The sequence below is a fragment of the Solemya velum gill symbiont genome (assembly GCF_002020255.1).
Classification (GTDB): Bacteria; Pseudomonadota; Gammaproteobacteria; order Chromatiales; family Chromatiaceae.
In genome coordinates, this window is sequence record NZ_MPQG01000007.1 from 90,314 (window position 1) to 111,084 (window position 20,771).

Annotated in this window: 25 protein-coding genes and 1 tRNA gene; 18 read left to right on the forward strand and 8 right to left on the reverse strand. The window is 52.4% G+C overall.

Features of this window, described 5'->3' with window-relative positions; translation table 11 throughout:
* The first annotated feature begins 13 nt into the window (after positions 1 to 13).
* On the forward strand, positions 14 to 877 hold the full coding sequence (locus BOW06_RS06715) for an NUDIX hydrolase (RefSeq protein ID WP_078454547.1): 864 nt from the start codon (positions 14 to 16) through the stop codon (positions 875 to 877).
* Here BOW06_RS06715 and BOW06_RS06720 read toward each other — a convergent pair.
* A complete protein-coding gene (locus BOW06_RS06720) occupies positions 829 to 1,905 on the reverse strand; it encodes a DUF3549 family protein (RefSeq protein WP_078454548.1) in 1,077 nt (358 codons plus the stop codon). The two genes, BOW06_RS06715 and BOW06_RS06720, sit on opposite strands and share 49 nt — an antisense overlap.
* Complete coding sequence (locus BOW06_RS06725; protein ID WP_043117514.1) at positions 1,902 to 2,342, reverse strand: YcgN family cysteine cluster protein; 441 nt, start codon at positions 2,340 to 2,342, stop codon at positions 1,902 to 1,904. Before BOW06_RS06725 ends, BOW06_RS06720 begins: the two co-directional genes overlap by 4 nt.
* Before the next feature lie 118 nt (positions 2,343 to 2,460).
* Here BOW06_RS06725 and ilvD point away from each other — a divergent pair, with 118 nt between their 5' ends.
* Entirely contained in the window at positions 2,461 to 4,320 is a 1,860-nt protein-coding gene (gene ilvD, locus BOW06_RS06730) for a dihydroxy-acid dehydratase (RefSeq protein WP_043117513.1), read from the forward strand.
* Positions 4,317 to 5,105, forward strand: coding sequence for an inositol monophosphatase family protein (locus BOW06_RS06735; RefSeq protein WP_043117511.1), 789 nt, complete (start codon positions 4,317 to 4,319; stop codon positions 5,103 to 5,105). Before ilvD ends, BOW06_RS06735 begins: the two co-directional genes overlap by 4 nt.
* A 3-nt stretch (positions 5,106 to 5,108) precedes the next feature.
* Here BOW06_RS06735 and BOW06_RS06740 read toward each other — a convergent pair whose 3' ends face one another.
* Positions 5,109 to 5,630 (reverse strand): Smr/MutS family protein, encoded by a 522-nt coding sequence (locus BOW06_RS06740; protein ID WP_043117509.1) that lies wholly within the window; start codon positions 5,628 to 5,630, stop codon positions 5,109 to 5,111.
* Positions 5,631 to 5,708: 78 nt separating this feature from the next.
* Here BOW06_RS06740 and surE point away from each other — a divergent pair, with 78 nt between their 5' ends.
* From surE to rpoS, 5 genes are read left to right on the forward strand one after another with little or no spacing between them, the layout of a single operon-like run.
* Positions 5,709 to 6,464 (forward strand): 5'/3'-nucleotidase SurE, encoded by a 756-nt coding sequence (surE, locus tag BOW06_RS06745; protein WP_078454550.1) that lies wholly within the window; start codon positions 5,709 to 5,711, stop codon positions 6,462 to 6,464.
* A gap of 29 nt (positions 6,465 to 6,493) precedes the next feature.
* A complete protein-coding gene (locus BOW06_RS06750; RefSeq protein WP_078454557.1) occupies positions 6,494 to 7,126 on the forward strand; it encodes a protein-L-isoaspartate(D-aspartate) O-methyltransferase in 633 nt (210 codons plus the stop codon).
* Complete coding sequence (locus BOW06_RS06755) at positions 7,126 to 7,716, forward strand: YqaA family protein (protein ID WP_043117507.1); 591 nt, start codon at positions 7,126 to 7,128, stop codon at positions 7,714 to 7,716. Before BOW06_RS06750 ends, BOW06_RS06755 begins: the two co-directional genes overlap by 1 nt.
* Complete coding sequence (locus tag BOW06_RS06760) at positions 7,713 to 8,558, forward strand: peptidoglycan DD-metalloendopeptidase family protein (RefSeq protein WP_179115127.1); 846 nt, start codon at positions 7,713 to 7,715, stop codon at positions 8,556 to 8,558. The genes BOW06_RS06755 and BOW06_RS06760 overlap by 4 nt, the downstream gene beginning before the upstream one ends.
* A gap of 19 nt (positions 8,559 to 8,577) precedes the next feature.
* Positions 8,578 to 9,567, forward strand: a complete 990-nt coding sequence (rpoS, locus tag BOW06_RS06765; protein WP_078454551.1) for an RNA polymerase sigma factor RpoS — start codon at positions 8,578 to 8,580, stop codon at positions 9,565 to 9,567.
* Here rpoS and BOW06_RS06770 read toward each other — a convergent pair.
* On the reverse strand, positions 9,564 to 9,926 hold the full coding sequence (locus BOW06_RS06770) for an Mth938-like domain-containing protein (RefSeq protein ID WP_179115126.1): 363 nt from the start codon (positions 9,924 to 9,926) through the stop codon (positions 9,564 to 9,566). The genes rpoS and BOW06_RS06770 overlap by 4 nt on opposite strands.
* Positions 9,927 to 9,960: 34 nt before the next feature.
* Between BOW06_RS06770 and BOW06_RS06775 the strand changes: the two genes are divergently transcribed.
* The 3 genes from BOW06_RS06775 (at position 9,961) to BOW06_RS06785 (ending at position 12,326) form a co-directional block, all read left to right on the forward strand.
* Positions 9,961 to 10,758: an MOSC domain-containing protein gene (locus BOW06_RS06775; protein ID WP_230208705.1), complete on the forward strand. Its 798-nt coding sequence runs from the start codon at positions 9,961 to 9,963 to the stop codon at positions 10,756 to 10,758.
* A gap of 100 nt (positions 10,759 to 10,858) precedes the next feature.
* Positions 10,859 to 11,452 carry an HNH endonuclease gene (locus tag BOW06_RS06780; protein WP_043117958.1) on the forward strand — a complete coding sequence of 198 codons (594 nt, stop codon included), beginning with the start codon at positions 10,859 to 10,861 and terminating at the stop codon, positions 11,450 to 11,452.
* Positions 11,445 to 12,326, forward strand: a complete 882-nt coding sequence (locus BOW06_RS06785) for a fructosamine kinase family protein (protein WP_052132233.1) — start codon at positions 11,445 to 11,447, stop codon at positions 12,324 to 12,326. Before BOW06_RS06780 ends, BOW06_RS06785 begins: the two co-directional genes overlap by 8 nt.
* Positions 12,327 to 12,519: 193 nt before the next feature.
* Here BOW06_RS06785 and folA read toward each other — a convergent pair whose 3' ends face one another.
* The 3 genes from folA to thiS all read right to left on the reverse strand — a co-directional run bounded on the left by folA (position 12,520) and on the right by thiS (position 14,089).
* Positions 12,520 to 13,011 (reverse strand): type 3 dihydrofolate reductase, encoded by a 492-nt coding sequence (gene folA / locus BOW06_RS06790; protein ID WP_256857528.1) that lies wholly within the window; start codon positions 13,009 to 13,011, stop codon positions 12,520 to 12,522.
* A 2-nt stretch (positions 13,012 to 13,013) separates the two neighbouring features.
* Positions 13,014 to 13,799 carry a thiazole synthase gene (locus BOW06_RS06795; RefSeq protein ID WP_043117499.1) on the reverse strand — a complete coding sequence of 262 codons (786 nt, stop codon included), beginning with the start codon at positions 13,797 to 13,799 and terminating at the stop codon, positions 13,014 to 13,016.
* A gap of 89 nt (positions 13,800 to 13,888) precedes the next feature.
* The gene (thiS, locus tag BOW06_RS06800; RefSeq protein WP_043117498.1) at positions 13,889 to 14,089 is read right to left on the reverse strand and encodes a sulfur carrier protein ThiS; all 201 of its coding nucleotides are present in this window, start codon (positions 14,087 to 14,089) and stop codon (positions 13,889 to 13,891) included.
* Positions 14,090 to 14,182: 93 nt separating this feature from the next.
* Between thiS and BOW06_RS06805 the strand changes: the two genes are divergently transcribed.
* From BOW06_RS06805 to BOW06_RS06825, 5 genes are all read left to right on the forward strand, one after another.
* Entirely contained in the window at positions 14,183 to 15,985 is a 1,803-nt protein-coding gene (locus BOW06_RS06805) for an AMP-dependent synthetase/ligase (RefSeq protein ID WP_043117497.1), read from the forward strand.
* Between the two features lie 31 nt (positions 15,986 to 16,016).
* Complete coding sequence (mutY, locus tag BOW06_RS06810; RefSeq protein WP_043117496.1) at positions 16,017 to 17,090, forward strand: A/G-specific adenine glycosylase; 1,074 nt, start codon at positions 16,017 to 16,019, stop codon at positions 17,088 to 17,090.
* 157 nt (positions 17,091 to 17,247) lie between these two features.
* The gene (locus BOW06_RS06815) at positions 17,248 to 17,760 is read left to right on the forward strand and encodes an invasion associated locus B family protein (protein ID WP_179115125.1); all 513 of its coding nucleotides are present in this window, start codon (positions 17,248 to 17,250) and stop codon (positions 17,758 to 17,760) included.
* 29 nt (positions 17,761 to 17,789) lie between these two features.
* Entirely contained in the window at positions 17,790 to 18,059 is a 270-nt protein-coding gene (locus tag BOW06_RS06820) for an oxidative damage protection protein (protein ID WP_078455130.1), read from the forward strand.
* Positions 18,060 to 18,172: 113 nt separating this feature from the next.
* Positions 18,173 to 18,248, forward strand: a tRNA-Phe gene (locus tag BOW06_RS06825).
* Between the two features lie 438 nt (positions 18,249 to 18,686).
* Here BOW06_RS06825 and BOW06_RS06830 read toward each other — a convergent pair.
* Positions 18,687 to 19,058: a hypothetical protein gene (locus BOW06_RS06830; protein ID WP_043117492.1), complete on the reverse strand. Its 372-nt coding sequence runs from the start codon at positions 19,056 to 19,058 to the stop codon at positions 18,687 to 18,689.
* 255 nt (positions 19,059 to 19,313) lie between these two features.
* Between BOW06_RS06830 and BOW06_RS06835 the strand changes: the two genes are divergently transcribed.
* Complete coding sequence (locus BOW06_RS06835; protein WP_078454553.1) at positions 19,314 to 20,270, forward strand: DnaJ C-terminal domain-containing protein; 957 nt, start codon at positions 19,314 to 19,316, stop codon at positions 20,268 to 20,270.
* 4 nt (positions 20,271 to 20,274) lie between these two features.
* Positions 20,275 to 20,604 carry a chaperone modulator CbpM gene (locus tag BOW06_RS06840; RefSeq protein ID WP_078454554.1) on the forward strand — a complete coding sequence of 110 codons (330 nt, stop codon included), beginning with the start codon at positions 20,275 to 20,277 and terminating at the stop codon, positions 20,602 to 20,604.
* Positions 20,605 to 20,771 lie beyond the last annotated feature (167 nt).

Sequence of the window (20,771 nt, forward strand, 5' to 3'; positions counted from 1 at the left end):
CATTATTTCGATTATGTCTTACCTGCGACACATCCATTCCAATCACAATTTTCACGGTGACAGTGACGCGCCACGCTTCCTGATCAATGGTGAAGCTGTTGGCTGGATTCGCCCCGACATGGTGTCGCGCCTGCTTGATGAGTCGATCTTCGAATCACACGATGACCACGCTTTTCACTTGCACCCGGACCTGGATACATTCGACAAACGTAGCGATGCGCTGCACGAACTGGTGTTGCGTCTGCATGCCGAGGGTAAAGTTAACCTGGTGATGAATGAACCATACCCGGTGACTGCCTCAACACGCGAAGAATCCTTGTGTGTGATTGACCGACCAGTGGCAGGAATTTTTGGCTTGAAGACCTATGGGCAACATCTTAATGGCTTTGTGCGCAAAGCTGACGGGGTATACATGTGGATCGGTCGTCGTGCCAAGGACAAACCAATACTCCCCGGCAAACTCGATCAACTCGTTGCCGGTGGCCTGCCGTACGGAATTTCACTTGAAGAGAACCTCTACAAGGAGTGTTACGAGGAGGCGGGTATTCCGGTTGAAATGGCATCACGCTCGGTTCCGGTCGGTGTTGTCAGCTACGATCTGATCTCCCCGCGAGGTATCAAGCAGGAACTGCTCTACTGTTATGACCTGGAGCTGGCGGAGGATTTTGAACCTGTCTGTACAGATGGCGAGGTTGACGAGTTTCTGCTGTTGCCCATCGAGGAAGTTGCACAGATGGTGCGCGATACAGAGGAGTTCAAGCCCAACTGTAACCTGGTGATTATCGATTTCCTTATTCGCCACGGTTTCCTGCAGCCTGACGAGCGTGATTATGTTGCGCTGGTGTCCGGCTTGCGTTCTTCGCGTAGCGACTTCTGAAAAATCTGCATCTGTTGCTCAATATCAGCATTTTTAGCTGCTGACAGCAGGTGATTTCTGAGTGCGGGTATGGCAAGCAAATCCCTCATGACGGCATTGAATACTTCCTGTCCGGCACTGTTGTTTGCAAGCCGTGAGAGATAGGTAACAGCCATCTCTTCATCTGTTAGCAGGTTCCAGGCGCGTCCTGCGACTGCTGTCAGTACATCGACATGCTGCGCTGCTGTCTGCTGCATGACCCGTTCGAACATGCTGGCAAGTGTGGTTCTGCTGACGGTGCCGGAGATACCCCTGATCAGTGCGGTGACAAGAGCTATGTCGGGCTGCCCACTGTCCATTGTGTGCTGCAGACGCTCCAGCAATGCCTTGGCAATGGGCAGAGGAATCTCTTCATTTTCAAGACAGTGGCATAGTGCTGTAAGCGGTTCTGCCGGTAGCTGAGGAACTGCTTTTGTGATCAGGCTGGTGTTGTTGTTTTCAGCGAAACGGGCCGCGACATCTGCAATGCCCTGGTAGCCGACGAACTGCCACTGCTCCCAACCGGCTTCACCACTGAAATACTCTTTGGCGTGCGCATGGGAATTTGAAACAGGCTGCTTCAGGTCGACAGAGACTTTTGCATGAAAGGCTGCCATGCGTTCCTCGCGTGGCTTGAAGACAAAAGGATTATCTTTCAGTGCATCCGGAATATTACTCTCTTGCGTTTTGTTGAGCGCCCAGACTTCTGCGAGACGCTGCACGAAGTAGTCCCTGGCGGCTTGTACAAGCTTACCCTGTTCATCGAGTGGCAGTTTCAGAAACCAGATGACAGGTTCGTCGTTTGCGCTTCCGGTCTGCAGCAATGCAAGCCATGCATGCCGTGCCAGCGGGGCAGGCCATGCAATCTCGTAGCGCTCGAACTTGATAAACTGCAGGCGACTGACTCTCTGTATGCGCCGTCCCATATCGTAGAGACGCAGTTTACTACCGGTCGCCTCGAGCAGTTCGGTCAGGGTAGAAAATTGATCGGGTTTGGGTGTATCGCTCATTTCAGCCAGGTGATGATGTGATGGGAAAGTTCATCGGCATCGTCTTCACAGACGGTGCGGCCACTGATGCTGTTGCCGGATTGAAAAACAGTTTCTGTATCGCCGCTGATTAACGGATGCCATTGCGGTAGCGGTTTGCCCTCTGCCAACAAGCGGTAGGCACAGGTCGACGGCAGCCAGTAGGGATCGTCGAGGTTCTCCATTGTCAGGGTGACGCAGTCGGGCACCTTGACGGAACGATTCCAGTAATCGGTACACTGGCCGCTTGGAACATCGAGCAGGCGGCAGTGCACGTTAGTGAAATAGATCTCACGCGTGTCAGCATCCTCAAGGCGGTGCAGGCAGCACTTGGCGCAGCCGTCACACAGGGCTTCCCACTCGTCTCGATTGAGCTCTTCGAGTGGTAATTGCCAGAATTCTGCTCGTAAATTTGCCATATGGGAATGGATTTGGAGTTCCTTTGCGGAAAAGATGGTAATTTTAGCCTTTCCGGGGCTGTCTGTTGATGCTTTTTTGCGGATAATAGACAGATTAGTGTCACAACAGAGAATCGAGATGCCCAATTACCGTTCCAGAACAACAACCCACGGTCGCAACATGGCCGGTGCCCGCTCCCTTTGGCGCGCGACCGGTATGCAGGATGAGGATTTCGACAAGCCAATTATTGCAGTGTCTAACTCCTTTACCCAGTTCGTACCTGGCCATGTACATCTCAAGGATATGGGACAACTGGTTGCAAGGGAGATTGAAAAGGCGGGTGGTGTTGCAAAAGAATTCAACACCATTGCAGTAGATGACGGTATCGCCATGGGGCATGACGGCATGCTCTACTCACTACCTTCGCGTGACCTGATTGCGGACTCGGTCGAGTACATGGTTAACGCCCACTGTGCCGATGCGCTTGTGTGTATCTCGAACTGCGACAAGATCACCCCCGGTATGCTGATGGCGGCAATGCGCTTGAATATCCCGGTGGTATTTGTGTCTGGCGGCCCGATGGAAGCCGGTAAGGTGCAGCTTGCCTCAAAAGGCGGAAAAACCATCAAGCTCGATCTCGTCGATGCCATGGTTTCTGCAGCAGACCCGAACGAAAGTGATGAGGACGTTGCTTCTATCGAACGCTCTGCCTGTCCGACCTGCGGTTCCTGTTCCGGGATGTTTACCGCCAATTCGATGAACTGCCTGACCGAGGCACTGGGTCTTTCGCTTCCGGGTAACGGTTCTCTGCTTGCAACTCACGCCGAGCGTGAAAATCTTTTCCTCGAAGCCGGACGCCTGGTTGTTGATCTTGCAAAACGCTATTACGAGCAGGACGACGAGAGTGCACTGCCACGCAATATCGCAACTTTCGAAGCGTTTGAGAACGCCATGAGCCTGGATATCGCCATGGGTGGTTCAACCAACACGGTTCTGCATCTGCTGGCTGCTGCACACGAGGCCGGTGTTGATTTCACCATGAGTGATATCGATCGCCTGAGCCGCAAGATACCAAACCTGTGCAAGGTTGCACCTGCCACACAGGAATATCACATGGAAGATGTTCATCGTGCCGGTGGTGTAATCGGAATCCTCGGCGAACTCGACCGTGCCGGTCTGATCCATCGTGATGTACCGACTGTACACAGTCCGACCATGGGAGCTGGCCTGGATGCGTGGGACATCATTCGCACACAGGAACGCGATGTTCACGAGCGTTTTCTTGCAGCACCCGGTGGTATACCGACACAGGTTGCCTTCAGCCAGGATGCGCACTGGCCCGATCTTGATCTCGACCGTGAAAATGGTTGTATCCGTGATCTCGAGCATGCCTACAGCCTTGAGGGCGGGCTCGCCGTGCTCTACGGCAATCTCGCCGAGGCGGGCTGTATCGTTAAGACTGCAGGTGTTGACGAATCGATCTGGAAGTTTTCTGGTCCGGCACGTATCTGTGAAAGCCAGGATGCTGCAGTTGCTGCGATCCTCGATGATCAGATCAATCCGGGCGACGTGGTACTCATCCGCTATGAGGGCCCAAAGGGTGGTCCGGGAATGCAGGAGATGCTCTATCCCACCAGCTATCTGAAATCGAAAGGTTTGGGCAAGGAGTGCGCACTGATTACTGACGGCCGTTTTTCAGGTGGTACATCCGGTCTGTCGATCGGTCACTGCTCTCCGGAAGCTGCCGAGGGTGGCAATATCGGACTGGTGGAAGAGGGCGATATCATTGAGATCGACATTCCCAATCGTTCGATTCGCGTTGCCCTGTCAGATGAAGAGCTTACACAGCGCCGTGCGGCGATGGATAAAAAAGAGAACGGCTGGCAACCTGCTGAAAAGCGTGAACGTGCTATCAGTAAGGCACTGCAGGCGTATGCTGCGATGACCACATCTGCAGCCCGCGGTGCCGTGCGTGATGTCTCGCAGCTGAACAAATGATCGATGTTACTTCTATTGCTGCGCTACTGAAATCAGTCGCGCAGCAGGAGTTGTTGCCGCGCTTTGCGCAGATTGAACCGGGTGTCAAACCCGACGGTTCACTTGTTACCGAGGCTGATCTTGAATCGCAACGTCTTGTTGCCAGTCGCCTTGAGCAGGATTATCCGCACATTGGTTTCCTCGGTGAGGAGATGTCCGCACAGCAACAGGAGAGCCTGCTTGCTTCGGGTGAGCCGCTCTTCTGCCTTGATCCACTTGATGGCACGACCAATTTTGTCTCGGGTGTACCCTACTTCTGTATCTCGCTGTCGTTGATTCAAAGTGGTCGTGTGACACATGGAATTGTGTACGATCCACTTAGAGACGAGCTGTATACTGCCGGGCAGGGCAGAGGTGCATTTCTTAACGGAAAGCGATTGCAGGCACGTGATACCGGTCTCTCGCTGAAGCAGACGAGTGCACTGATCGATTTCAAACGCTTGCCCCCTCAGCTTGCTGCAAGACTTGTCACCGAGATACCTTATGCGTCACAGCGCAGTTTCGGTTCAGTTGCATTGGATCTTTGCTGGCTTGCCACGGGCCGTGTGCATCTCTACCTTCATGGTGCTTCCAGCCTGTGGGATTATGGTGCCGGAAGTCTGGTCTGCAATGAAGCCGGATGTCAAACAACAACGCTTGAGGGTGAGACGCTATTTGTTAATCGCCTGGAGAAGCGATCAGCAGTTGGTGCAGTCGATCAGCATCTCTTTGATGCATGGATAAAATGGCTCGGCATTCCGGGATAATTACTAATCCCAGTGCTTTTTGGATAACAGGACATAAGCCGCACCCGTACCACCATCCCATCTTGGCGCCGTGGTAAATGCCAATATATCATCGCGTTGCCTTAGCCACTGGTTGACCTTCTGCTTGAGAACCGGCTGGGTTGCAGAGCCACGCCCCTTGCCGTGGACGATACGAATTGTGCGGTAGTGCCTGTGGGCAGCCTGGGTGAGGAATTTCAACAATGCCTTGCGCGCCTCGACTACGCGCATGCCGTGCAGATCGAGAGTTGCTTCAGGTGGTAACAGGCCGCGTTTCAGGTCCTGGTAGAGTCGGTTTTGCACACCGGGGCGCTGAAAATCGAGAAAATCGGGTGTTTCGATATTGAGGTCGGCAAGGGTGTCTTCCTCCTCTTCCGGTTTTTTGAGCAGGGGCTCAGGGCGCAACTTCTTCCTGAAGGGGTCGATGCGCTCCTGTTTCAGCTGCTTGACGCCTTTCATCTCTTCGAGAAAGAGATCAAGATCCTGATTCTTTTTGTCATCGTTCACGGGATGCCTTTACTCCGGTTTTCCAGTATATTGTCCTGATTGAGAGGATTCTGCAATTTTGCCAAGTTCGCGCACCAAATGAAAATCCTGGTTAGTAATGATGATGGATACCAGTCACCGGGTCTTGTCACACTTGCCGACACCCTGCAACAGACGGGTGACGTGTTCGTGGTTGCACCAGACCGGGATCGTAGTGGTGCCTCCAATTCTTTGACACTGGATTCTCCTTTACGTGCGGGCCTGCAGCCAAATGGCTATTACAGTGTCAATGGCACGCCGACCGATTGCGTGCATCTTGCCATTACAGGTTTGCTTGAAGAGGAGCCGGATATCGTCATTGCAGGTATCAATCTCGGCGCGAATCTCGGCGACGATGTGCTCTATTCAGGAACAGTCGCCGCAGCGACTGAGGGACGTTTTCTCGGTTTTCCGTCGATGGCAGTATCAATCAACTCTTTCACTCCATCGCACTTGCAGACAGCAGCTTACGTTGTTTTACAGTTGATCAACTCTCTTGTCGATGGCAGTCATACATCTGAAGCGGTGATGCTCAATGTCAATGTGCCCGATCTTCCTCTCGAGGAGATTCGAGGTATCAGGGCGACCCGCCTTGGTCATCGTCACAAGGCTGAACCGGTCGTCAGGACAACCGATCCGCGTGGCAAGCCGATCTACTGGGTTGGTCCCCCGGGACCTGAACAGGATGCAGGCGAGGGGACTGATTTCCATGCATTGCGTAACGGCTATGTTTCGGTGACACCACTGCAGGTTGACCTGACCCACCATGCGGCATTGAAGACAACAGGTGACTGGATAAGCGAGGTTTCCTTGTGATTGCATCAAGCGGCCACAGTGGCATCGGTATGACATCACAGCGTACGCGTGACCGACTGATTGACCGTCTCAAGGAGCAGGGTATTCATAACCCGGCGGTACTCAGCGTGATGCGCAGTACGCCCAGACACCTGTTTATCGAAGAAGCGCTGGCACACCGTGCCTACGAGGATACAGCGCTGCCGATTGGCCTCGGACAGACAATCTCCCAGCCCTATATCGTTGCACGCATGACAGAGGCTCTGCTTGAGACATCACCGATGGAGAAGGTATTGGAGGTGGGCACGGGCTCCGGATACCAGGCTGCGGTCCTTGCACCATTGGTGAAACGTGTCTACACGGTTGAACGCATCAAGGCGCTTCAGAAACAGGCAGCAAGCCGCTTCCGTAGCCTCAGACTGCGTAACATTCGCGCCTACCATCGCGATGGTGGTATGGGCCTGCCCGAGCATGCACCGTTTGACGGAATTATTGTTACTGCAGCACCTGAGGGGATTCCCAAGGCGCTGGTATCGCAGCTGCGTATCGGGGGTGTTATCATCATGCCAATTGGTGATAAGGATGAACAGATTTTGATCAGAGTGACACGTACGCAAGAGGGCTACGACAAGGAGTTTCTCGAAAGGGTGATTTTCGTGCCACTGCTCGGGGGCATCTCCTGATGCGAATCTTCTCACGACTCTACGAGTGGGTTCTTCAACTCTCCCGTCACAATAAGGCGCCTTATTACCTCAGTGGCCTGAGTTTTGCCGAGTCCTCTTTTTTTCCGATACCGCCGGATGTGATGCTTGCACCAATGAGCCTGGCGCGGCCAAAGAAGGCTGTCTGGTTCGCTTTTTTGACGACACTGGCCTCGGTTGTCGGCGGCATCGCGGGTTACCTGATTGGTACGCTGGCGTTCGACCTGGTTGAGCCATTGTTACACCAGTATGGATACTACGACCGCTATCTCAAGGCTGTCGACTGGTTCGATGCATGGGGATTCTGGGCAATCTTTCTTGCCGGTTTTTCACCGATTCCATACAAGATATTTACCATTACCGCCGGTGCCATCAGCATGGCATTTCTGCCATTCGTGATTGCCTCATTTATTGGACGTGGCGGTCGTTTCTTCCTGGTTGCCCTATTGATGGCATGGGGGGGCGAAAAGATGGAGGAGAAGCTGCACCATATCGTCGACTGGCTGGGTTGGGGGCTTGTTATCCTGGTCGTTGCAGGAGCTGCTGTTTACAAACTGATGGGTACTGCATGAGATTTCTTACGGTCAACAGAGCAGGAAAGATTGCCGCATTATTATCGGCATCAGTTCTGCTCGTGGCTTGCAGTGAGCCCTGGAAGGCTCCTTATGAGAGTCGTTCTTCTATTAAAGGCAGGCAGTATGCCCCGGTAATCTCTTCTCAAGCTGCGCCACCTGAAAAAAACGTGGCCACAAAAGGGTCACCGGTTGCGACTTATACAGTCAAGCCTGACGATACCCTCTACTCAATTGGCCGCAGTCATGGTGTGTCGCCTGAACAGATCATCGAGTGGAATGGGATGTATACAACCCGGATCAGGACAGGTCAGAAACTTGTGCTCAGGCCCCCGGTTTCCGGTTCTGCAGACAAAGAAAAACAGAGCAGCGAAACACCGACTAAACAGACAACCAAAAAGCAGTCAATCGTTGCCACGCAAACAAAAAGCAATAGAACCAAGGATGTGATACCCAAGGCGGCTGAGAAGAAGGCGGGCGGACTCAGGTGGCGCTGGCCTGTCAAAGGCAAGATGACCCAGGGTTTCAGCGCTTCTGACCCGTCTCGCAAAGGTATCAAGATCAAGGGCAGTGAAGGGCGTGTTGTCAGGGCCGCAGAAGGTGGTACGATTGTCTACAGTGGTGACGGGTTGGTCGGCTATGGCGAACTTATCATCATCAAGCATAATAAAGAATATCTGAGTGCATACGCCTACAACAGGAAGCGACTCGTCAAGGAAGGGGACAAGGTCAAGCGTGGTGCCGCAGTTGCCGAGATGGGAGTGAACGGAGGCGAAGCGCTTCTTCACTTTGAAATACGTCGTCAAGGCAAGCCCGTCAACCCAATGGCATATTTGCCCTAAAGAGGACGAGAACTGATTGATGTCGGAGGATAAGGAGGATGAAAACGTTGCGGAGCTTTCTGACTCCGACAGCGACGAACTTGAAGGGCTCATTGAACCTGAAGTTGTAGAGGAACATGATGAGTCCAAGACACGCATGGCCGCTTCTCCTGCATACGGTTCGGGTGATCATGAGCGGGATGCAACCAGGCTCTACCTCAACGAGATTGGCGAAGTAAAGCTACTGACAGCTGAAGAGGAAATCGAGGTTTCTCGTGCAGCACGTGATGGTGACGAGGCAGCGCGTCAGCGCATGATCGTTTGCAACCTACGACTGGTGGTCAAGATTGCTCGCCGTTATCTCAATCGCGGCTTGCCGCTTATCGATCTCATTGAAGAGGGCAACCTTGGCCTGATCCGCGCAGTCGAAAAGTTTGACCCAGAGCGCGGATTTCGTTTCTCAACCTATGCAACCTGGTGGATTCGCCAGACCATTGAGCGCGGTATCATGAACCAGACGCGCACCATTCGTCTACCCGTACATATTGTAAAAGAGATGAATTCGATATTGCGTGCCTCCCGTCAGCTAGCACAGCAGGTAGACCACGATCCAACTCCGAGGGAGATTGCAGAACTTCTCGACAAGCCACTGGATGATGTACGTCGCATGCTTGGTCTCAGCGAACACACCGGCTCTGTCGACGTTCCCTATGGCAAGGATGCGGAGCGCCCACTGGTTGATACGATTGCGGACCTCGGCGTGGCAGATCCGAGTGAGACGCTGCTGCAGGATGATATCCGTGGTCATGTTGATGAGTGGCTTGAGATGCTCAGTGACAAGCAGCGCATGGTAGTTGAGCGTCGCTTCGGTTTACACAACCATGATGTACAGACGCTCGAGCAGGTCGCGTCGGAACTTGGTGTGACGCGCGAACGTGTCAGGCAGATCCAGATTGATGCACTGCGCCGCTTGCGCAAATTGCTCAGGGACCAGGGTTGCCAGCCTGATCTCGTTCTGAATACTGACTAAACGATAATTGCGGCAACAACGGAACGGCCTTCTGATACAAGCACGTTATAAGTCCTTGCAGCTGCGGCCGAGTCCATAATTTCGATACCGATACCGAACTGCAGCATTGGCAGATGAATATCTGCGGGCGGGAAGTACTGCTTCTCACCGGTACCGATAATAATGACATCCGGTTTACGTTCGAATGCAAGCTGTAGCGTTTCGCCGCTGATCTCAGTGGCGAGCCTTACCGGCCAGGACTCGAAACCGCTTTGATCGATGACAAGGCTCTGCTGGTAAGTCACGCCATTAATCACCAGGTTACCTGGCTGGTAGCTGTCGATCAGGTTGCCTTCGCCCTGTTCCTCGGAAAATTGCATTACACTCTCGTTATTCTGTTTTATGGGGTCAGTGATGATCAGGCTAAGCGAAATCAACATCTACCCGGTCAAGTCTCTTGCAGGCATCTCCCTGCAGCAAGGCCAACTGGATGAATTCGGCCTTGCAGGTGACCGCCGCTGGATGGTGGTCAAACCCAACGGCCATTTTATTACCCAGCGCACTCGCGCACAAATGGCACTGATTCAGCCGTCACTTGATGATAACGGATTACGCCTGCAGCATCCCGAACTGGGTGAGTGCTGTGTGCCTCCGGCGACGGTGGATTCGAAACGAATTGAGGTCAAGGTGTGGGATGACCTGGTCGAGGCGTGGCACATTGACCATGAGGTCGACAATTGGTTGTCACGCGCTGTTGGTGAAGCCTGCCATCTTGTCTGGTTCCCGTCGGATGCTTTGCGTCAGTGTGATCTAAGCTATGCGCAACAGGGTGACCGGGTTGGTTTCGCAGACGGATTTCCGTTGCTACTAATTTCTGCCGCATCTCTTGATGATCTCAACCAGCGTCTCGCTGAACCGGTTCCTATGAAGAGATTCAGACCCAACCTGGTGGTGAGTGGCTGTGATGCATTCGCTGAGGATACATGGCGCGAAATTCAGATTGGAGATTCAGGATTCAGGGTCGTCAAGCCCTGTTCCAGGTGCGTCATTACAACTGTAGATCCGGAAACCGGCAAGCGAACGGGCGCTGAACCACTTATGACATTGAGCCGTTATCGCAAAGAGGGTAGCAAGGTGATGTTTGGCCAGAACCTGGTACATGATGACAGGGGTTTGTTAACGATTGGCGACTCACTTGAGGTGATCTTTTAGACAGAGTCCGTACTTCCCGGATCACAATTTTCATGCAACAGGGTAGACAAAAGCATGAAAAATATGGAAAGTATCTGCAACCGATTTGAAACGGGAGACCCTGATGCACCTCGAACAGCAGATACTTCGCACAGATGTTGCGGGTATGCCACTGGAGTGGATCAGCTACCGTGACGCCGCAAGGCTCTACTTTCTGGATCATGTTGCATACACGGTCGGTCAGCCTCTTTTCACGATTCATGGCGGTATTAACGCCATCAGCAGGAAGCAGAGCAAGCTGCAGCTGCACTCGATTATCGCCACCCACGGCAACAGTCACGCAATTCAGAAAATGCGTGATGATTATGTACCGCCCCTGTGTAACGACACCCTGTTTCGCCGTGATGACAATATCTGCCTCTACTGCGGTAACGAATTCCCGCGTGCATCACTCTCACGTGATCATGTTACGCCAATCAGCCAGGGCGGCAGGGATCACTGGCGCAATGTTGTGACAGCCTGTGTGCGCTGTAACAACCACAAGGCAGGGCGAACACCTGAACAGGCACAGATGGAACTGATGGCGATTCCATTCAAACCGACACATGCAGAATATGTCTTTCTGCAGGGGCGCAATGTACTTGCAGACCAGATGGAATTTCTGCGTTCACACTTCCCGCGTACCAGCCCACTCTATAACCGGCTCTGTGTCTGAGCCTGACTGGCAGTCTGTCGAAAAAGCGATAGCGGCAGCGACTGGAAGCCCTTTTTCTATTCAGCGGAAAACATCCGTCGGTGGCGGCTGTATTAACACCGCTTACCGACTCAGTGACGGTAAGCGTGATTACTTCGTCAAGTGCAACAGGTCGGCGCTTTTATCCATGTTTGAAGCTGAAATGGCAGCCTTGCAGGAGATGGTCGACGCCGGAGCAATACGCGTACCACACCCTGTCAGCACGGGTGAGAGCGGGGCGAGTTCCTGGCTGGTTCTCGAGTATATTGAGTTCGGTGGTGGTACCGGGAAGAGTCAGGCACTTGCCGGTGAGCAGCTGGCGAAGATGCACAGAAAAACAGCAGATGCCTTCGGCTGGAATCTCGATAACACCATCGGTTCGACTCCACAGCTCAATGACTGGAATAAATCCTGGATCAATTTCTGGCGCGAGCAGCGCCTTGGCTACCAGTTGCAGCTTGCTGGACACCAGGGTAGCTTGCAGAGACAGGGTGAAAAGCTGCTTGAGAGTTTCCACCTGCTGATTGATCACGCGCCACAGCCATCACTGCTGCATGGCGACCTGTGGGGTGGCAACATCGGTTATGACGACTCTGGCAATCCGGTTATTTTCGACCCGGCACTCTATTTTGGTGACCGCGAGGCGGATATCGCCATGACCGAGCTGTTTGGTGGATTTGGACGAGAGTTCTACGCGGCATACAATGCAGCCTGGCCGCTTGATGCCGGCTATCCGATACGCAAGAAGCTCTACAACCTCTACCACATACTCAATCATCTCAATCTGTTCGGGTCGGGTTACCTTGGCCAGGCAGAGGGGATGATCGATTCTCTGCTTGCTGAGACTATTGCCTGATAGCAGCAGGAACGGCGCTACACCCGTTTGCCTGGCTAGACTTGTCTGCGCCTGATCGTTCCAAGCCACGGCGCGAAAGGAACTCGCTCACTGCGTTCGCTCAGACACTCTTTCGCTTACCCCGTGGTTTTCCGCTGGCTCCGCCAACGGCAAGCCAGGCAAACGGGTGTATCCCCGGTTTGATACCTTCTGACTAGATTCGCCGATAGGTGATAAAGCTGTAATCGTACGGGTTCTTCTCATCCGCAGTATGGGGTTCATGCTGACTCTGCTTCCACACAGTCTTGTCGAGTGGCGGGAATGAGGCGTCACCGTCCACTTCAGTATCAATTTTGGTTATGTAGAGGGTGTCGGCAATCTCAATCGCCTGCTGGTAGACATTCGCGCCGCCGATAATCATAACCTCGGGGACATCACCGGCTGCAGCTATCGCTTCATCGAGAGATAGGGCGATGGTTGCATCTTCGGCGACATAATCCGGATTACGCGTAACGACGATATGCTGACGTCCCGGCAACAGGCCCGGGAGTGATTCCCAGGTCTTCCGTCCCATGATGATGGGCTTGCCCATGGTGAGCGCCTTGAAATGTTTCAGATCAGCAGGCAAGTGCCAGGGCAACTCGTTGTTACGCCCGATGATGCGGTTGCGCGTCATCGCTGCGATGATTGATATATGCGGTACCACGGTCAGAAGAAGAGACCGTCAACCGGTGAAGATGCCGAGGCAAAACGTTTTGCCTGCATGCGCCCGGCCAGAAATGCCTCACGTCCTGCTTCGATACCTTTTTTCATCGCAGATGCCATCAATACAGGATTCTTTGCAGCTGCAATTGCCGTGTTCATCAACACGCCATCACAGCCCAGTTCCATCGCCATTGCTGCATCGGACGCGGTGCCAACACCGGCATCGACAAGTACAGGGAGATTGGCATTTTCTACAATGGTACGGATATTAAGCGGATTACGAATACCAAGGCCAGAACCAATTGGTGCAGCCAGTGGCATGACAGCGGCGCAGCCAAGCTCCTCGAAGCGCCTTGCCATGATGGGATCGTCATTGGTATAGACCATGATATCGAAACCATCTTTGATCAGCTCTTCGGCCGCAACAAGGGTTGCTGCAACATCGGGAAACAGGGTCTTCTCGTCACCCAGTACCTCGAGTTTGACCAGGTTGTGGCCATCCAGGAGTTCGCGCGCAAGCTGACAGGTTCGCACGGCGGTCTTGGCGTCATAGCAGCCTGCGGTGTTTGGCAGATAGGTATATTCAGTGGGTGGCAGTACATCGAGAATATTCTCAGCATCACCATCCTGGCCGATATTTGTCCGGCGTACGGCGATGGTAATCACCTCGGCACCGCTCGCCTTGATGGCCTCGCGGGTCTCATCCATATCCTTGTATTTGCCGGTGCCAACCAGCAAGCGGGAAGTAAAAGTGCGGCCGGCGACTGTAAAGGTATCTTTCTGATTCATGGTGTCAATCTGTCTGTTCGTGTGTAATTTCGGGATAGTGCCTGGTGCTCCCAGTGTGTGGCACAGGCCAGGCATTGTATCGGATAATCTCAGCCGCCGCCGATCGCTTGCACGATTTCCATTTCGTCATTCTCCTGCAACTCGTGAGTGGCGTGCTGTGTACGAGGCACCAGGGTTTCATTGATTTCAACTGCGATTCGCTTGCCCTCAAGGCCGAGTTCCTGCACCAGGTGGGCAACCGTAGTACCCCCAGGTATCTCGCGCGTATCGCCATTCAGTTTGATGATCATTGACCTGTGTGTGCTTTTGAAGGTTTAATGAGATGTATTTTACAGAAAAGCAATAATAAAAACTGCAATAAATCCTGAGAAAGTGGAGTGGGAATGACTGAAGATATTATTACAGTCGAACAGGCAACATCGCTTGATGGGCTCTTTTACAAGCGTTCAGAGCGTACACCTGACAAGGAAGCATTACGTTATTTCGACAAGGGCGAAAAGAGCTGGAATTCATATACTTGGAAAGAGTCCCTGGAAGAGGTTGCACGCTGGCAGGAGATGCTCGCAAGGGAAAACCTTTCCGCAGGTGACCGCGTCGCTATTCTGTTGCGCAATTGCCCCGAGTGGGTCTTTTTTGAGCAGGCCGCTCTCAGCCTCGGCCTGGTAGTGGTTCCTCTCTATACCGACGACCGGCCTGACAATGTTGGCTACATCATCGAGGATGCCGGTATTCGCCTGCTGCTGATCCAGGATGCCGGACGCTGGAAGCGCCTCGCCCCTTCTGTTGAAAATGAGAACAATCCCCTGCAGCGTGTCCTGATCATGGAACCGGGCAGTGAAGCGGACAAATGCGCCCGTAATGATGACCGTGTTCATCTTATCGAGAATGAGATTCCCGCACTCGGTGTTGAGTACAAGCCGCGACAGGGCGGCGATATTAATAGCCTGGCGACAATTGTCTATACATCCGGGACCACTGGTCGTCCCAAGGGTGTGATGCTCAGTCACTATAATATTCTCTCCATAGCCCATAGCGGTATGACCATGATCAGTGTCTTTGTTGAAGATACTTTCCTCTCCTTTCTGCCGCTTTCACACACCCTGGAGCGCACGGTCGGCTACTATGTCCCCGTGATGACTGGAGCGTGCATCGTCTACGCCCGTTCGGTGGGGCAGTTGGCCGAAGACCTGGTGGATCACAAGCCCACAATTCTTATTGCTGTGCCACGGGTCTTTGAACGTGTCTACAATAAAATCCAGGATCAGCTGTCCAAGGGTTCGGCTGTCAAGCGCAAACTTTTCAGTACAGCGGTCAAGATCGGATGGCGCAGGTTCGAAAAAGACCAGGGGCGTGCCGGTTGGCACCCTTCACTTCTGGCACACAAGGTTCTCGATAAACTGGTTGGTGCGAAAATTCGCGACAAGCTGGGCGGGAATATGCGTATTGCTGTCGCAGGTGGCGCACCGTTGCCTGCATCAATTGGGGAAATGTTCATTTCGCTTGGTGTTCCGGTGTTACAGGGCTACGGCTTAACAGAAACAGCTCCTATTATCAGCGGTAATCCCATCGAAAGGAACAAACCGGCGAGTGTTGGCCTGCCGTTGCGAGGGATTGACGTTAAGGTTGGTGAAAGTGAAGAGTTGCTGGTTAAGACACCGGGAATGATGCTCGGTTACTGGAATAACCATGATGCAACGTCAAATGTCATCGACAAGGATGGCTGGCTGCATACGGGTGACCAGGGACGTATCGACGAGGATGGACACATCTTTATTACCGGTCGCCTCAAGGACATCCTGGTGCTGTCGAATGGCGAGAAAATACCACCGGCTGAGATGGAGAGTGCAATCAATATGGATTCGATGTTTGACCAGGTCATGGTGATCGGTGAAGGCGAGTCCTATCTGACTGCACTGGCAGTTGTTGATGAAGCCTTCTGGACAGTATCAGCACCTGGCAAGCCCTACACAAAAGAAGCGCTTAATCAGAAAGAGGTCGTTAGTGATGCACTCAAGCGCATGCGTAATGCCCTGCATGATTTTCCGGGTTACGCAAAGGTTCGCCGTGTCGTACTCCTCAGTGAGCCATGGGGTATCGACAACGGCATGATGACACCGACACTCAAGGTAAAACGCCAGTCAGTACTGGAGCACTACGTGGATGACGTCAAATCCATGTACAGCTAATCTTGCCTAGTTCAATCGGGCCTGATTCTGTATGACGATCAACCCAAAGCTGGCTGAGGAGTTCAGGCGCTCGTTACTTGCATGGTTTGATTTGCACGGGCGCAAGAACCTGCCGTGGCAACAGGATGCGACACCCTATCGCGTCTGGATTTCTGAAATCATGCTGCAACAGACACAGGTCTCTGTCGTCATCCCTTATTTTGAGCGCTTCATGCAGCGTTTTCCGGACGTGAAACAACTGGCACAGGCAAGCCAGGACGAGGTTCTCAGTCACTGGTCCGGCCTCGGATACTACAGCCGCGCCAGAAACTTGCATAAAGCAGCCCGTATTCTTGATGAGCAACACGCTGGAGTGCTGCCGGAAAACGTTGAGAAGTTACAGCAGTTGCCTGGAATAGGCAGATCAACCGCGGGTGCCATCATGTCGCTTGGTTCCAACCGTTATGCACCGATACTCGATGGCAACGTCAAGCGTGTATTGGCTCGTGTTTTCATGATAGATGGCTGGCCAGGCCGTGCAGCCGTGCAGAAGCACATGTGGGCCCTGAGTGAGCAGCTGACGCCCACAAAAGATGTGCGTGCGTTCAACCAGGCGATGATGGATCTGGGTGCTACCTGTTGTGTTCGCAGTTCTCCAGATTGTAGTGTCTGTCCCTTGCTGCAGCAGTGCGAAGCCTTTCAGGCTGATAGCATATCCGACTATCCTGCGAAAAAACCGAAAAAAGCGCTGCCTGTCAAAGAGCGGGTGTTACTCGTCGTGCAGAATGGGGAAGGGAATTGCCTGTTGCATAAACGCCCCCAGCAGGGAGTCTGGGCAGGTTTGTGGAGTTTTCCCGAGTTCGCGAGCAAGGACGAGGCAATTGATTGGTATGAACAGTTCTCAGGTAAGAGAGAAGCAGAAGTAGGGCAGCTACCAAGGCGACGCCACACCTTCACGCACTACCATTTCGACATGCTACCGCTGCACCTGGTAACGCAGGAATCACTCTTTCAGGTGCGGGACAGTGATGACTGTGGCTGGTTTGATACGGGAGATATCTCCACAATCGGTATCGCATCACCAATTGCAGCTTTAATTCACGAGATATCCCCGCTTTCCGATTGATGAGGATACCTCCCTGTGACTATAATCCAAGGCTATTGTCGTCCGGGAACACTGGTGAAATGTGTCATTCTACCCATGGAAAGAGTGTGAAAATTTTATGAAAAAAATCAATACAATGAGAGCAATCCATATCTTGAAGCGTTTGAGATATCTTTCCATGTCCTTTTTTGTTGCAGCCGGACTCTATTCAACGACAGCCGTTGCTCAGCAGCAAGGTGAGGTCACGGTTAATGAAGGACATGGGGACTGGAGGGTCACCTGCAACAAGGTCACGCGTGAACAGGCCGAAACAACACAATGTGTACTGCCGCAGACCCAGAAGCGAAAAGATTCGGAAAAGGTACTGCTGGGCGTTCATGTCGTGCCAACAGCGGGCGGAAAGATTGCCGGTCGTATACGTTTGCCGCTTGGCGTTTCTCTCAAGGATGGCGTGACTCTGAGGATCGATGATACTGAGCCATTTGCGGCACTGGCCTACAGAACATGTCTGCCAAATGGCTGTATGGTGCCTTTCCAGTTTGATTCAGATACGGTGACACGATTGAAAGAGGGGGGAGTCCTGAAGCTTTCCCTTGTTTCGGTTAACAACAAGAAATTTGGTTTTGCGGTTTCCCTCAAGGGATTTACCGCAGCCAATGCAAGGGTAAAAGAGTTGATGGGTGTCGAATAACCGACAGCCTGTCAATTTAGGAGAAAAGAATGAGTCGTAGCGTCAACTGTATCAAGCTGAAAAAAGAGGCCGAAGGCCTCGATCGCCCTACCTATCCCGGTGAGCTGGGCCAGAAAATTTTTGATAATGTCAGCAAGGAGGCATGGCAGCAGTGGCTGCAGCACCAGACAATGCTGATCAACGAGTATCGTTTGAGTCCGATTGACCCCAAGTCACGTACTTTTCTCGAAGAACGGATGGAGAAATTCTTTTTTGAGGATGCCGCCGACCTGCCACCGGATTTCAAACCACAGGGTTAATTTCATCTTGACTTCTGACGGCGCAAACGGTTTAATTGCGCCTTCATTTTTTGAACAGCTTCAGAAAATGCGTGGTGTGAAGCCGGTTTCACCTGGCCGCACATCAAAATTTTGCCCAGGTAGCTCAGTCGGTAGAGCAGGGGACTGAAAATCCCCGTGTCGGCAGTTCGATTCTGTCCCTGGGCACCATATAAAACAAAGGCTTATGCGTTTATACGTGTAGGCCTTTGTCTATTTTTATGGCTTCTGTAAGCATTGTGTAAGCAAATTTTCGTAATGTGTAAGCGCTGTATCCTTCCAACTAAAAGTGTGCCTGTATTGCCTCCACTCATGGCATTAACTTGACAAGAAGCGCAGGCTTCGATCTTTCGCTCTGAAATTTGAATACTAGCAAGTGGGTGGCTTTGTACCAAGAAACACATCGATTTCTGATGCTCAAGCAAGATGAAATAAACCGTCATCGGATTCATGCCGCTTAATCTCTATGATGGTTTGTTCCTTGTTGTGTGAGTTTGCCGGTGAGGGAGGGTTTGATAGCTATTATGAGAAAAATGGAATTTGAATTAGTCATGGTTCATCTCCTGTGGATTGTTTTCATATAAGTTACCCAAATTTCCGCAAAACGGATCATGGATCGAGGTGCTTTTCCAACATCTCCCTGACAGACTGAGACAGCCATTCGGCGTCGGGGATGATAAAGACCAGGCCAAAATCATTATTGGCTAGGTAGATCGCCTGGAAGAAGCCGTCCCGAAGCAGGATGCCCTCCCACGGTATGTCGAGGAGGGTCCACTCGCCGTCGGGCCAGACGTCGGTGAGAGGACGTTCCAGGTCTCCCTCTTGGATGAGCACTATCCAGCCGTACGCGTCGTTGTCGTAGTGTCCGGAGGGTGAGGTCAGTGGGGTGATCAGGCGGGAGATGAGGTCCTGGGTGACGGGATGGGCGGGGTCTGAAGGAGAGAGTTGGGAGATGTCTGAGGGGTGCTTGAATTGAAGCATGGGGATGTACTCCTGTGTTGTGGGCAAAAGAAAACCCGCCGAGATGAGGATCGGGGCGGGCGATGTTGGGAAAATCTGATGGATCAGGGATCAGTAATGCACTAACATTCAAACTAGTTCAATCAGCGTGGTCAGTTAGTTGATCAAGTAGAGAAAAGCATGAGCTTTCTTAACAAGGAAATGATGACACTGACCCTTCCAACTGAAAGTATGATTCCTTGCGAGCTAATCTTCACAGCGTTACGGTGATGTTTGATGGAATACAAAGACTATTACAAAATTATGGGCGTCGAGCGTGACGCTACGCAGGATGAGATCAAGCGCTCATATCGCAAGCTAACTAGGAAGTACCATCCAGATGTCAGCAAGGAGCCTGACGCTGAAGAACACTTCAAAGAAGTCGGTGAAGCTTATGTAGTGCTCAAGGATCCCGAGAAGCGAGCTGCCTACGATCAGCTCGGAGCAAACTTGAATGATGGACAGGACTTCAGTCCACCACCGAACTGGGATGCTGGCTTTGAGTTTCATGGAGGTGCCGATGCGGGTGTTAGTGCCGGGGATCACAGCAGCTTTTTCGAAGATTTGTTCGGACACGGATACGCAGGACAGGGTCCCGGTACACGGCAGACTTTCCATATGCATGGCGAGGATCACCACGCCAAGGTATTGATTGATCTGGAGGATAGTTACACTGGCGCTACGCGAACCATCACCTTACGTGCTCCCGAGTTGACGGATGATGGTCACTTGACGCTGCGTGAGCGTAGCATCAAGCTGAAAATCCCAAAAGGTGTTCGGCCCGGTCAGCAGATTCGATTGAGTGAGCAAGGAGCTCCCGGACTAGGTGGTGCTAAACCGGGTGATCTCTACCTCGAAGTCGAGTTCAGGGAACATTCGTTCTATCGGGTAGCGGGCTCGGATGTCTATCTCGATTTGCCTGTGACCCCTTGGGAAGCGGCACTTGGTGCGGTCATCAAAGCACCGACTCCGTCTGGAGCCATAGACCTCAAGATTCCGGACAACTCTAACCAAGGAGGTAAACTGCGTCTCAAGGGCAGGGGGCTTCCTGGCAAGGAGCCCGGTGATATGTATGTGGTTCTTAAGGTGATCCTACCGCCTGCCGATAGTGAAACAGCCAAGACTTTGTACAAGCAAATGGAAGATCAACTCGAGTTCAATCCGCGTGCGACCATGACTATGGGGGCATCCTAATCTAATGGCTAACATGACCAATTTACATATTCTGTTCGGTGAACTCCTCGATGAAAGCACCGAGGTTACTCTTGTTCAGCTCTGTCGTACTTGTGCCGTACAGCCGGATACCATTGAGGCTATGGTGGACCAGGGCATTCTGGAGCCATTGAGAAAACAGGGGCAAGACTTGTGTTTTCCTGCCACAAGCATTAAGCGGATTCGCATCACTTTGCGGTTGCAGAGAGATTTGGACGTAAATTTGGCTGGCGCTGCTCTTGCGCTCGAACTGCTCGAACGGATTGACGAACTTAATGCCCGATTGCGCATCATGAAGGATGGTCTGGAGCCCTGACGAAGGTAATCGTGACATGTGTTGCATCGACCGGTTGAAATCGCAACCCAAAGCGGTCATTCCAATGTATCGCGGATTCAACTCACTAGTGCAACGGATGGGTTAATCCCGAAAAATACTTGATTGGGCGTTTTAATGCCAAGACATTTTCGGGGACGATTGTTCAG